This window comes from Plantibacter elymi (nom. nud.) (assembly GCF_900177795.1).
GTDB lineage: Bacteria > Actinomycetota > Actinomycetes > Actinomycetales > Microbacteriaceae > Plantibacter > Plantibacter elymi.
In genome coordinates this window covers 1-12,582 of record NZ_FXWJ01000005.1, presented here as the reverse complement: position 1 = coordinate 12,582, position 12,582 = coordinate 1, and the positions used below count along the sequence as shown (strand labels likewise).

General features: G+C 69.1%; 11 protein-coding genes. 7 read left to right on the top strand and 4 right to left on the bottom strand.

What is annotated here, in order from left to right:
- Positions 1-476: 476 nt before the first annotated feature.
- From CCK91_RS15250 to CCK91_RS15240, 3 genes are all read right to left on the bottom strand, one after another.
- The gene (locus tag CCK91_RS15250; RefSeq protein WP_086474743.1) at positions 477-827 is read right to left on the bottom strand and encodes a cupin domain-containing protein; all 351 of its coding nucleotides are present in this window, start codon (positions 825-827) and stop codon (positions 477-479) included.
- 54 nt (positions 828-881) lie between these two features.
- The gene (locus CCK91_RS15245; protein WP_086474742.1) at positions 882-1,334 is read right to left on the bottom strand and encodes an Lrp/AsnC family transcriptional regulator; all 453 of its coding nucleotides are present in this window, start codon (positions 1,332-1,334) and stop codon (positions 882-884) included.
- A gap of 191 nt (positions 1,335-1,525) precedes the next feature.
- Positions 1,526-2,983, bottom strand: a complete 1,458-nt coding sequence (locus CCK91_RS15240) for an aldehyde dehydrogenase family protein (RefSeq protein WP_086474741.1) — start codon at positions 2,981-2,983, stop codon at positions 1,526-1,528.
- Between the two features lie 242 nt (positions 2,984-3,225).
- On the opposite strand from CCK91_RS15240, the gene CCK91_RS15235 reads away from it, so the two are divergent.
- The 5 genes from CCK91_RS15235 to CCK91_RS15215 all read left to right on the top strand — a co-directional run bounded on the left by CCK91_RS15235 (position 3,226) and on the right by CCK91_RS15215 (position 8,903).
- On the top strand, positions 3,226-4,701 hold the full coding sequence (locus CCK91_RS15235; RefSeq protein WP_086474740.1) for an APC family permease: 1,476 nt from the start codon (positions 3,226-3,228) through the stop codon (positions 4,699-4,701).
- 48 nt (positions 4,702-4,749) lie between these two features.
- Positions 4,750-6,183 carry an NAD(P)/FAD-dependent oxidoreductase gene (locus tag CCK91_RS15230; RefSeq protein ID WP_086474739.1) on the top strand — a complete coding sequence of 478 codons (1,434 nt, stop codon included), beginning with the start codon at positions 4,750-4,752 and terminating at the stop codon, positions 6,181-6,183.
- Between the two features lie 163 nt (positions 6,184-6,346).
- Positions 6,347-7,726 carry an NAD-dependent succinate-semialdehyde dehydrogenase gene (locus CCK91_RS15225; protein WP_086474738.1) on the top strand — a complete coding sequence of 460 codons (1,380 nt, stop codon included), beginning with the start codon at positions 6,347-6,349 and terminating at the stop codon, positions 7,724-7,726.
- 487 nt (positions 7,727-8,213) lie between these two features.
- Entirely contained in the window at positions 8,214-8,435 is a 222-nt protein-coding gene (locus CCK91_RS15220) for a type II toxin-antitoxin system HicA family toxin (RefSeq protein WP_242664571.1), read from the top strand.
- 48 nt (positions 8,436-8,483) lie between these two features.
- Positions 8,484-8,903: a helix-turn-helix domain-containing protein gene (locus CCK91_RS15215; protein WP_086474736.1), complete on the top strand. Its 420-nt coding sequence runs from the start codon at positions 8,484-8,486 to the stop codon at positions 8,901-8,903.
- Positions 8,904-9,070: 167 nt separating this feature from the next.
- On the opposite strand, the gene CCK91_RS15210 is transcribed toward CCK91_RS15215, so the two are convergent.
- Entirely contained in the window at positions 9,071-10,633 is a 1,563-nt protein-coding gene (locus CCK91_RS15210) for a PucR family transcriptional regulator (RefSeq protein WP_086474735.1), read from the bottom strand.
- Positions 10,634-10,695: 62 nt separating this feature from the next.
- Here CCK91_RS15210 and CCK91_RS15205 point away from each other — a divergent pair, with 62 nt between their 5' ends.
- Both CCK91_RS15205 and CCK91_RS15200 read left to right on the top strand, forming a co-directional pair.
- On the top strand, positions 10,696-12,018 hold the full coding sequence (locus CCK91_RS15205; protein ID WP_369821907.1) for an aspartate aminotransferase family protein: 1,323 nt from the start codon (positions 10,696-10,698) through the stop codon (positions 12,016-12,018).
- 109 nt (positions 12,019-12,127) lie between these two features.
- Positions 12,128-12,582: aldehyde dehydrogenase family protein (locus tag CCK91_RS15200; protein ID WP_119863567.1), on the top strand; the 455-nt coding region annotated here is incomplete at its 3' end.

The window sequence follows — 12,582 nt, the reverse complement described above, 5'->3', positions numbered from 1 at the left end:
CAAGCCTATTGGGGCCGCGGTGACGGACCCCGGTCGAAGAAGGAGCCCCGGTCACTGAGCCTGTCGAAGTGCACACCGAGAACACCACCCGGCGAACAGAAGCCAGCCCGGAGCCCTTCGACAAGCTCAGGGACCGAAAGAAGCCACCCGATCGGAGAACGAACCCCGGTCACTGAGCCCTCCACCGGTCACTGAGCCTGTCGAAGTGCACACGGAGAACGCCACCCGGCGAACAGAGGCCACCACGGGGGCCCTTCGACAAGCTCAGGGACCGAAGGAAGACACCCGATCGGAGAACCCACCCCGGTCACTGAGCCCTCCACCGGTCACTGAGCCTGTCGAAGTGCACACGGAGAACATCACCCGACGTGCAGACGCCAGCCCGGAGCCCTTCGACAAGCTCAGGGACCGGAGAAGGCTGAGCTCAGGGACCGGAGAAGGCTGAGCTCGGGGACCGGAGGACCGCGCCGGGCGGGTCAGGCGACGTAGACCTTGCGGAGGGTCTCGCGGACCGTCCAGGTGGTGCGAGCGCCGGCGGCGAGTCGGCCGATGGAGCCGGCACGGAGCTCGAGCGACGGGGTGCCGTCGGTGAAGTCGACCGTCGCCTCGCCCGAGAGGACCACGAACACCTCGTCGATCTCGGTGTCCTGCACGACGCCGACACCCAGCTCCCAGACACCGACCTCGGTGTCACCGACGGCCGCGAGCGACACGATGCCGCTGCGCGGCGACCCCGAGACGACGTCCTCGGGCGCCAGCGGGTTGTCGGCGAGCGCCACGTCGGCGCCCTGGAGCGCCGCGTTGGGGGCGAGCAGATGGTCGGTCATGAGGTACCTCTCTGAGCAGGACGGAGACGAGCGGGGTCGGCACAGCCCGACGACCTACCCGACGCCCCAGCCGTAGGCGAGCTTGTGGGCTTCGAGCACGAAGAACGTCTCGGTCGACCGCACCCCGGGCGTCGGCTGCAGGGTGTCGAGGAGGAAGGTCTTGTAGTGGTCCATGTCGCGGCACACGGCCTCGACCATCACGTCGAAGCCGCCGCTCGTGAGCACCACGTAGCTCGTCTCCGCGTGCTTCGACAGCTCCTGGCACACCCCGCGCGCCCTCCCCGGCTCGCAGCGGATGCCGATGAGCGCCAGGTGGTCGAAGCCGATCGACAGCGGGTTCGCGATGCCGACGATCTGCAGGATCCCGGTGTCCTCGAGTCGCTGGATCCGATAGCGGACGGACGACGCCGGCAGCCCGGTCTCGGTGGCGATCTCGGAGAACGCCTTCCGTCCGTCCTGCTGCAGGATCGCGATCAGCCGACGGTCGATGTCGTCAAGGTCGTTCATGTGGCTCCTCCGGCAGCGGGCGGATGGTCATCTGGCAAGCGTAGCGAGGGAAGCCGTGCGGCTCGGGTGCGGTGTCCGCCCCACCCGAGCCACGAGCCCCGACCGACCGACCGACCCGAACGCGGGCGGTCGACCGAGGCGTCGCCGATCGAGCGGACCGAGGGAGGTCACCGATCGGCGGATCGGTCCGACTAGCGGACGTGGATCGCGCCGGTGCGGAGGTCGGTCATGTCGTGCAGCGTGTACATGCCGCCGATCCGACCCCAGCCGGTGCCCTTGCCGCCCGCGCCACCGAAGGGCATATTGATGTCCCACCAGCCGTTGGAGTCGTTCACGATGACCTGGCCGGTCTCGAGCTCCTCCATGAAGCGGTAGGCCTTCGAGAGGCTCTCGGTGAACACCGCGGACTGCAGGCCGAGCGCGTCGGCGTTGGCGATGCGGAGGATGTCGTCGTCGTCCTGCGCCGTGAGGATGGGGAGGACCGGACCGAACGACTCCTCGCGCGACAGCAGGCTGTCCTCGGAGACGCCGTCGACGATCGTGAAGTCGTAGTAGAGGTCCGTCGGGTGGCCCGCGGCACGACCGCCGCCGAGCAGGATGTCGAAGCCGAGCGCGCGGGCCTCGTCGAGGTGGCGGTCCATCTTCGCGGCGACGCCCTCGTTGTTGAGCGGGCCGAGGTTGATCCCCTCGTCGAACGGGTTGCCGAGTCGCACGGTGGCCTTCGCGTAGGTGAGGGCCGCATCGACGAAGGCGTCGTGGACGTTGTGGTGCACGATGAGCCGCTCGGTCGCACAGCAGACCTGCCCGCCGCTGTAGAAGGCGGAGTCGACCGCGGCCTTCGCGGCGCGTTCGATGTTCGCGTCCTCGAGGACGACGATCGGGCCGTTGCCGGAGCACTCCATGAGCGAGCGCTTGAGGCCGGCGGTGCGGACGATCTTCGCGCCGGTGGCGGACGAGCCGATGAAGCCGATCGCGTCGATGCCGTCGTGGGAGACGAGCTCCGAACCGAACGCGCCGTCGCCGGGGAGGACGCTGACGAGCCCAGCCGGGACGCCAGCCTCGACGAGGCAGTCCATCGCCGCGAGGACCGCGAGGGGCGTGTTGCTCGGCGGTTTGACGATGCAGGCGTTGCCGGTCGCGAGGCCCGGGGCGACGAACTCGCTGAACATGAGGAGCGGGAAGTTCCAGGGCGTGATGATGCCCCAGACGCCGACCGGTGCGCGCCAGGTGAACATGCGCTTGTCGATGTCGCTCGACGGCAGCGTCTCGCCGTAGAGGCGGAGGGCGTCCTCGGCGTGGAGGTGGAAGAGCTGCGCGGCCTCGGCGATGTCGGCGATCGACTCGGCGAGTGGCTTGCCCTGCTCCAGCGTCTGCAGCCGAGCGAGCTCTTCCACCCGGGCGTTGATCGCGTCGCCGACCCGGTGACAGATCTCCGCGCGCTTGAACACGCCGAGCTTGCGCCACTCCCGCTGCGCCTCGTGCGCACGTCGCACCGCCTCGTCGAGTTCGGCGGCGCCGGCGACGGGGATCGACGCGATGACGTCACCGGTGACGGGGCTGATCACCTCCGAGCGCTCCGAGCTGGATCCGTCGGTGAACTCGCCGGCGATGAAGAGCTGGGTGCGAGTGGGTGTCGGCAACGTGGTCATTCCGGACCTCCTGGTGTCGTGGCTGGGCCGACGACGCCGAACAGCGTCGTGCGGATGTCGTCGGGAGAATGTGGGATCAGCCTAGGACCTTGCGATTCCTCGAACAAGCAGTATTGTTTCGTCAAAGTTACGATTACAACAACGAGACCGCCACGATCTTGTCGTCACAACAATTCTTCGGCACATTGAGTGCACCAGCAGCGAGACAGCGACGTCCCGTCCCCACGAATCGAGAAGAGCCCATGTCGACCGAACACGTCACCAGCACCGACGAGACCACGCACCTGCCCAAACGGATGCGCTGGTTCGACGGTTTCGCCATGGCGATGACCATGCCAGCCGCGCTCATCGCCACCCTCGGCGCCTCCATCACCGGCCTCGGCGGCTGGGGGGCCGCCGTCCTGTGGGCGATCTCCATGATCCTCGCCATGGGCGTGAACTGGATCTACACCGAGCTCGCCACCATGTTCCCGAACTCCTCAGGCGGCATCGCGCACTACGCGGCCGAAGCGTGGAAGTCGCGTGCACCCTGGGTCGCACCGATCACGGGCGTCGGCTACTGGCTCCCCTGGGGCACCAACCTCGCCACCTACGGTGCGGTCACCGGTGCACTCATCCAGGCGCAGTGGTTCCCGAACGAGGACTGGGTGATCCAGCTCGGCCCGATCTCCATCACCTTCCCGATCCTCGTCGGGCTCGGCGTCATCGGCGTGATGTACCTCATCAACGTCATCGGCGTCCGCGTCACGATGGCGTTCGTCTACATCACGGCGGGCATCCTGCTCATCCCGCTGTTCGTGTTCATCGTCTTCCCGCTCTTCAGCGCCGACTGGGCACCGCTCGACCTCACCTGGAAGCTCGAAGGCATCGAGGGCCTGCACACCGCGATCGTCTGGCTGTACATCATGGCGTGGACCACCTTCGGCATCGAGGTCTGCGCGACCTTCGCCCCGGAGTACCGCGACTCGGTGAAGGACACGACCAAGGCGATCAAGGCCTCCGTCCTCTTCTGCCTCGGCGTCTTCTTCGTCATCCCGCTGACCCTCGGCGGCTACGCGGGTGAAGCGGCGATCGCCGACAACCCGGCGACCTTCTTCGTCGCCAGCTTCGCCTCGCTCGTCGGTGGCGCCGCGGACGTCATGGTCCTCTGCCTCATCGCTTCGCTGCTGCTCATCATGACCACCTCGGTGGCCGACGCCTCGCGCGTGCTGTTCAACATGGGCAAGGAGCGCGTCACCGTCCCGTCACTCGGCGTGCTGAACCGTCGCGGTGTGCCGTTCCGCTCGCTCAACGTGATGCTCGTCATGAACGTCGTGATCCTCGTCGTGCTGCAGAACCCGCTCGCGATCATCGTGACCGGCAACCTCGGCTACATCCTCACGCACTTCTTCGCCGTCTCCGGCTTCTTCCTGCTGCGCAAGGACCGCCCCGACGCCGTCCGCCCGATCCGCCTGCCGCGCTTCTTCGTGCCGCTGTCGGTCGTGCTGTCGGTCATCCTCGCGATCATCCTCATCGTCGGCGCGACCGGGTTCTCCACGACGGGGTACGGCGGGTTCCTCGAGCTCGGCATCGCGCTCGGGCTGCTCGCGCTGGGCGTCGTGATCTGGCTGTTCGTGCAGCGGAGCACCAAGCGCGACGCGGGGCTCGGGACCGGCGGGGCATCCACCGGAACCCCGCGTGCCGACGCCGAACGCACCGACGCCGCCCGCACCGACTGACCGCGCACCACGCGACCGCACCGAACCACGCACCACAGGGGACCCACCATGAGAACCACCTACGAACTGGCCGAAGAGCTCGCCGACACCGCACACCTGCGGGAGCAGCTGGCGTCGGCCGAACCGGAGCCGTACTGGCTCGACGACCCGGCACGGCCCGCTCCGCTCCCCCGCCTCGAAGCGGACGTCGAGACGGACCTGGCGATCGTCGGTGGTGGGTACTCGGGCCTGTGGACCGCCCTGCTCGCGAAGGAGCGCGACCCGGACCGCCGGGTCGTGCTCCTCGAGGGCCGGCGCATCGCGTGGGCGGCGTCCGGTCGCAACGGCGGGTTCTGCGAGCCGAGCCTCACCCACGGATCGTCGAACGGCAAGAGCCGCCTGCCGCACGAGTTCGACCGCCTGGAGGAGCGGGGACGCGAGAACCTGCGCGAGATCGGCGAGACCATCGCCCGGTACGGCATGGACTGCGACTGGGAGGAGACGGGCCTGCTGCAGGCGGCGACGGCCCCACACCACGTCGACTGGTTGCGGGAGAGCGCCGAGGAGCACGGCGCCCGGTTCCTCGACCGCGAGGCGATGCAAGCGGAGGTCCACTCGCCGATCTTCCAGGCCGGCCTGTTCGAGCCCACCGGTGCGGCGCTCGTCAACCCGGCCAAGCTGGCGTGGGAGCTGCGACGCGTCTGCCTCGACCTGGGTGTGGAGATCCACGAGTACACGCACGTCCGCTCGATCCGGTCGGACGCGACGTCGGTCACCCTCACGACGACGCACGGCTCGGTCGTCGCGAAGCACGTCGCCCTCGGTACCAACGTCTTCAAGGCCCTCATCCCGAGTGCCCGGAAGTACACGGTGCCGGTCTACGACTACGCGCTCATGACGAACCCGCTCTCCGCCGAGCAGCTCGAGAGCCTGGGTTGGAAGGGCCGGCAGGGCATCTCCGACCTCGACAACCGCTTCCACTACTCGCGGCTCACGACCGACGCGAACGGCTCGACCCGCATCCTGTACGGCGGCTACGACGCGGTCTACAACTACGGCGGGCGGGTCGAGCCGCGGTTCGACCAGCGCGAGGAGTCCTTCCTCAAGCTCGCCGCCCACTTCGCCCACACCTACCCGCAGCTCGCCGACCTCGGCTTCTCCCATAAGTGGGGCGGCGCGATCGACACCTGCGGGCGGTTCTTCTCCTTCTTCGAGACCGCGCACGGCGGCAAGGTCGCGCACGCGGCCGGGTTCACCGGCCTCGGCGTCGGGGCGACGCGGTACGGCGCGAACGTCATGCTGGACCTCCTCGCCGGCACGCCGACCGAGCGCACGACGATGGACTTCGTCCAGAAGAAGCCGACGCCGTTCCCGCCCGACCCGCTCGCGTTCATCGGCGCGCGCATCTCGCTGTCGGAGATGGCCCGGGCCGACCGCAACGAGGGCAAGCGCGGGCTCTGGCTCCGCACGATGGACGCCGTCGGGCTGGGCTTCGACTCCTGAGCCGGGTTTCGACGCAGGAGCCGCAGTCCAACCCATGACAGGCGGAGCCTGGTTCGATACGGTGCAGGTGGTGGTCCCGCTCACGTCGAACCCGCACAGCTCGCGTCGGCCCGCAACGGACACCGCACCGCACCAGCAGCACCTCAGACAAAGGAGCACACCAGTGAGCGACTACGCCGTCGTCAACCCCGCGACCGGAGAGACTCTCCGCGACTACCCGACGATCACGGACGAGGAGCTGCAGCAGGCGATCACCGCCGCGTCCGCCGCCCACGAGGAGTGGTCGCGTCGCGCTCCCGTCGTCGACCGCGCTGCGCTCATCGCCCGCGTCGCCGCCCTGCACACGGAGCGTCGCGAGCAGCTGGCCGAGATCGCCGTCCGCGAGATGGGCAAGACCTACGAGCAGGCGCTCGGTGAGGTCGACTTCGCCGCCGCGATCTACCAGTACTACGCCGACAACGGCGAGGCGTTCTCCGCCGACGAACCGATCGAGCTGTCCGACGGCACCGGCTCGGCGTTCATCCGTCGTGCGTCGCTGGGCGTGCTGCTCGGCATCATGCCGTGGAACTTCCCGTACTACCAGGTGGCGCGGTTCGTCGGGCCGAACGTCGTCAACGGCAACACGATCCTCCTCAAGCACGCCCCGCAGTGCCCCGAGTCGGCGCTGGCGATCGCGCAGATCTTCGACGACGCCGAAGCCGAGCTGGGCGCCCACGACTCCGTGTACGTGAACATCTTCGCCACGAACGACCAGATCGCGACGGTCATCGCCGACCCGCGCGTGCAGGGCGTCTCGGTCACCGGTTCGGAGCGCGCCGGTTCCGCCGTCGCCGAGCTGGCCGGCAAGCACCTCAAGAAGGTCGTGCTCGAGCTCGGCGGGTCCGACCCGTTCATCCTGCTGTCGACCGACGACCTCGACGCCGCCGTCCAGGACGCCGTCAACGCCCGCATCGACAACAACGGTCAGTCCTGCAACGCCGCTAAGCGGTTCATCATCATCGACGAACTGTTCGACGACTTCGCCGCGAAGTTCACCGAGGTCTTCACCGCGAACGCGCCGGCCGACCCGATGGCGGAGAGCACGCAGCTCGGCCCACTGTCGTCGGCCGCCGCGACCGAGCGACTCGGCGAGCAGCTCGGCCGCGCGAAGGCGCAGGGCGCGACGATCCTGGCATCGGGCGAACCGGATGGGAACTTCTTCCCGCCGGCCGTGCTCACCGACGTGACGCCCGAGATGGACGCGTTCCACGAGGAGTTCTTCGGTCCCGTGGCCTCGCTGTACCGGGTCGCGTCCGAGGAGGAGGCCGTGCGCCTCGCGAACGACACCCCGTTCGGTCTCGGCTCCTACGTGTACACGACCGACCAGGAGCAGGCGCTGCGGGTCGCGGACGGGATCGACGCCGGCATGGTGTGGATCAACCTCGTCCTCGGCGACGCGGTGGAGCTGCCCTTCGGCGGCGTCAAGCGCTCCGGCACCGGCCGCGAGATGGGCAAGCCCGCGATGGACGAGTTCGTCAACAAGAAGCTCATCCGCATCGCGTAGGTGCGTCGGCCCCGGTCGCTGAGCTCGCACCACCGGTCGCTGACGCCCCGTCCGGCCACTGACGCCGCCATCCGGTCACTGACGCCGCCATCCGGTCACTGAGCCTGTCGAAGTGCGGTCCCGCCCCATGTCGACCGCCCTTCGACAAGCTCAGGGACCGGAATGGGGTGCGCGCGAAAACCGGGACACGGTGCACCCGCTCACCGCGCTCCTCACCCGCGGAACGCTTTCCGGACACTGAGCTTGTCGAAGTGCCTCGTACGCACCTCGACAAGCTCGGTGTCCGCGCTGTGCTCGGTAACCGAACGTCCGCCACAGGGCGTGCATCACTCCCGTTGTCCACAGGGCGTGCGCACCCGATCAGGTGCGATGACGTCGCGAGCTAGCCTTTCGAGGAGGGCGAGGCTCGTCAGTCTGGGGCACGGTCGAGTTGCGTCGGTGGCATCAACTCTCTAGACCCCTCTTCATCTTGAAATCAATGGGGGGCTTGAGTACGATCATACCGAGGCCACAGAAGTACCGCGATGTGGTGAAGTTCCTCAGCTCGAAAGGCTGGGTGCTGCTCCGGCAGCAGAAGGGCTCCCACGAGAAATGGGGGAATCCCGAGAACGGTCGCGAGTACCTGACGATTCCACATCACGAGGCGTCGGCCGGAATCGTGAAGCAGCTCATCGAGATGTTCCCGGATGCGCCGAGCGGGTGGAAGTAGAGCACCGCACCGCTCGACCGCCCCGACAGACAATCAGGAGGCCCGCGCATGACCGCAGCAACCGTGACCAAGACGCTCGACGTCGTGACCTACCTCGACGGCAAGTGGTGGACGTTCGAGATCCCCGCGCTCACCACCGACTCCCCCCGAGGCGCGGGACACCGGATCGTCGCCATGGGCTCAGCGAAGCGGTTCAAGGACATCGCTGCAGCGGCCCGCGACGTCGCGGCACTGTGGCTCGATCTCGATGACTATGACGGGGACGTCGTTGTGACGGTCCGGGACGAGGCGGTCGGTCTCTGGAGCGAATCCAACACCCTTGAAGAGCAGGCACGCCAGCAGGTGCGCGAGGCAGCGCGGAAGCGCCGCGAGGCCGTCCTGAGCCTCATCGCCAAGGGAGCCAGCCAGAGCGACGCCGCGGCCGTCTTCGGCGTCTCAGTGCAACGTGTGAGCCAACTCGTGCACTGACGCTCGTCGATCAACAGCCCCCACCGAGGCCCTCCCCCGCTCTCTGAGCCCCATCCGGTCACTGAGCCTGTCGAAGTGCAGTCGCGCCCCGATGACCACCGCCCTTCGACAAGCTCAGGGACCGAAGGGGTGGCTCTGGGAACGAGGGTGCACGACGCGCGAATCCGTCAGCCGTCGGTGAGCTGGAGGGCGCTCCACAGCTCGGCGCGGTCGCCGAAGCGCGAGAGGTCGAGGTCGAGCAGCGACTCCAGCGTGGTGATGCGCGCGCGGAGGGTCTGCCGGTGGATCCCGAGTCGGCCAGCAGCCTGATCGGTCACGCAGTTCGACTCCAACCACGCCCGGGCCGTCTCCACGTGGACCGCCCGAGCCTCGGCTCCGAGCCCGCCCAACGGCTCCAGCAGCCGGTTCGCCAGCACCGACCCGCCCGAGGCGCTCAGCAACCCGAGCAACCCCTGCTCGGCGAGCGCCTCGTATCGCACGAGCCGCGGCGTCTCCCCGGCCGACGCGCGCGCCCGCTCCGCCTCGGCCAGCCCGTTCCGCAAACCCTCCCAGCTCGTCATCGCCGACACCCCACCCGACAGCCCGTGGCGGCCGACGACGGCGTCCCAGAGTCCGGTGTCCGCGTCGCTCGACACGATGACGATCCGTTCGTCCTGCTCGGCGAAGAACAGCTTGCCGCCATGCGCCGCGGCCTGCACGTCGAGTTCCGAGAGGAAGCCCAGCTCACCCACGGGGATGTCGACCACGGCGACGCGGATCGGGTCGGGCGGCAGCGGCCCCCAGAGCCGCTGGGCGGTGCGCTCGGCGACGGCGCGGTCCCCGGAGAGCAGCAGCTCGAGGAGCCCGGAGCGCAGCTGCCGGCGTGCGAGGTCGAGGGCGCTGTGCTGCTCGAGGGCGATGCTCGCGAGGCCGATGACGCTGGAGACGAGGTCGTGCTCGGCGTGGTCGAGCGGCACGCTGGAGCCGACGGCGAGGATGCCCCGCAGCTCGCCCCGGCGACCGAGCGTCAGCAGCGTCGCGCCCTCCGCTCCGTCCGCGAGGTGCAGGCCGGCTCGGGATCCGCGGCGCAGCACCTCGGCGACAGCGGCCTCCACGCCCTCCGGCACCGGCTCGCGCGTCCTCGTGGTGACCCGGTTGCCGAGCGCGTCGTAGAGCGCGACCCAGCAGCCGAGCTGCTGCCCCAGTTCCGCGAGGATCGCCGTCAGGCCGTCGGGTCGGAGCGCCGCCCTCGCGACCGCACGCTGGGCGGCGAGCGACCACTCGAGCGACGCCACGCGCGCGGCTGCGACTGCGTCGGCGACGAACCGGATGATGCCGATGAACGGGGTCCGCTCCCCCACCTCGAGCAGAGTGAACCCGTGACGCTCGCATGCCTCGACGAGCCGCTGCGGGATGTCGGCGTGGATGATCCCGGTGGCGAACCCGAGCGCGAGCACGCCCCGGGCGGAGAGGCGGCGGACGTACTCGTCGGCGCGGCGGTCGGCGAGCTCGTCGCTCATCTCGCCGGTGAACTGCATGCCGTCGGTGAGGAGTAGCTGACCGGGCTCCAGCCAGGGCGTCGGGTCGCCGAGGTCGGAGCTGTGCACCCAGGCGATGTCGCGGTCGAGGACGTCGGCGTCTCCTGCGACGACGAGGCCGAGCTTGAAGACCGGTTCGGCCATGAGCGTGCGCAGGGACACGTTGGAGGATGCACGGCCGACCTCGCCAGCGATCACTGAAGTGGTGGACATGTGCCGAAGCTATCACCGATCCCGCCATGTACATCGGTCGCGTCGCTTGCCAGGCTGCAGGAGTGATCAATGACTTCCTCTCCGGCCTCGACAACGCCGGCGTCCGCGACGCCGACACCCAGCGCGTGCTGCACTCCTGGTCCGCCCAGAGCACGCTCAAGCCGCTCCCCATCGCGGGTGGGCTCGGCAGCACCGTGTGGGACCACGACGGACGCCACTACCTCGACTTCTCCAGCCAGCTGGTCAACGTGAACCTCGGGTACCAGCACCCGAAGGTGGTCGCGGCGATCCAGGAGCAGGCGGCGCAGCTCACGACGATCGCGCCCGCTGCGGCGAACGCGACCCGTGCCGAGGCGGCGCGGCTCATCCTCGAGCGTGCGCCCGAGGGCTTCGAGAAGGTCTTCTTCACCAATGGCGGCGCCGACGCGAACGAGAACGCGATCCGCATGGCGCGCATCGCCACCGGCCGCGACAAGGTCATCTCGACCTACCGCTCGTACCACGGCAACACGGGCGCGGCCATCGTGGCGACGGGCGACTGGCGCCGCATCCCCAACGAGTACGCGCGCGGTCACGTGCACGTGTTCGGCCCGTATCTCTACCGCACCGAGTTCTGGGCGACGACGCCGGAGGAGGAGTCGGAGCGCGCCCTCCGCCACCTCGAGCGCACCGTCCAGGCGGAAGGCCCCACCTCGATCGCCGCGATCCTCCTCGAGACCGTTCCGGGCACCGCCGGCATCCTGACCCCGCCGCCCGGCTACCTCGCGGGGGTCCGCGCGATCGCCGACCGCTACGGCATCATGCTCATCCTCGACGAGGTCATGGCCGGCTTCGCCCGCACCGGTGAGTGGTTCGCGTTCGACGCGTTCGACGTGCGCCCCGACCTCATCACCTTCGCGAAGGGCGTCAACTCCGGCTACGTGCCGCTCGGTGGCGTCATCGTCTCCGAGCACATCGCCCGCGTCTTCGACGAGCAGGTGTTCCCCGGTGGGCTCACGTACTCCGGCCACCCGCTCGCCGCCGCGAGTGTCGTCGCGACGCTCACCGCGATGGCTGAGGAAGGCGTCGTCGAACACGCCAAGGCGATCGGCGCCGACCACATCGGGCCCGCGCTCCGCTCCCTCGCCGAGCGCCACGAGCTCATCGGCGAGGTTCGCGGCAGCGGCGTGTTCTGGGCGGTCGAGCTCGTCGAGGACCGCGACACCCGCGCACCGCTCGATGCGGCGGCGATGGGTCGGTTCAAGTCATACCTGCTCGAGGCCGGCCTCCTGCCGTTCATCAGCGAGAACCGCATCCACGTCGTCCCGCCCGCCGTCGTGACCGCCGACGAGGTCGCCTCGGGCATCGCAATCATCGATGCCGCCCTCGACGAGCTGCGCGCATGAGCGGCGACCCGGACTCGTTCTGGGACTCGGTGTCGGGACTCCCGGCACCCGTCCCGGCACGACCAGCACCCAGCACCCCTGCACCCCACGACGCCCAGGAGCCCTCCGCATGACCACCACCGCCACGAGCACCACCCCCACCACCGACGCCGGTTCGCTGCCGGTCGTCCCGCACTGGATCGACGGAGCCGAGGCCCCGTCCACCTCGGGTCGCACCGCCCCGGTCTACGACCCGGCACTCGGTGTCGCGACCAAGAACGTCGCGCTCGCGGACCAGTCGGAGATCGACCACGCCGTCGCATCCGCCGCCGCGGCATTCCCCGCCTGGCGCGACCTGCCGCTCGCGAAGCGTCAGCAGATCGTGTTCAAGTTCCGTGAGCTGCTCGAGGCGAAGAAGGGTGAGCTGGCGGAGATCATCACCGAAGAGCACGGCAAGGTCGTGTCCGACGCGTTGGGCGAGATCACCCGTGGGCAGGAGGTCGTGGAGTTCGCGACCGGTCTCGCGCACCACCTGAAGGGCGAGTTCTCCGAGCAGGTCTCCACCGGTGTCGACGTGTACTCCAC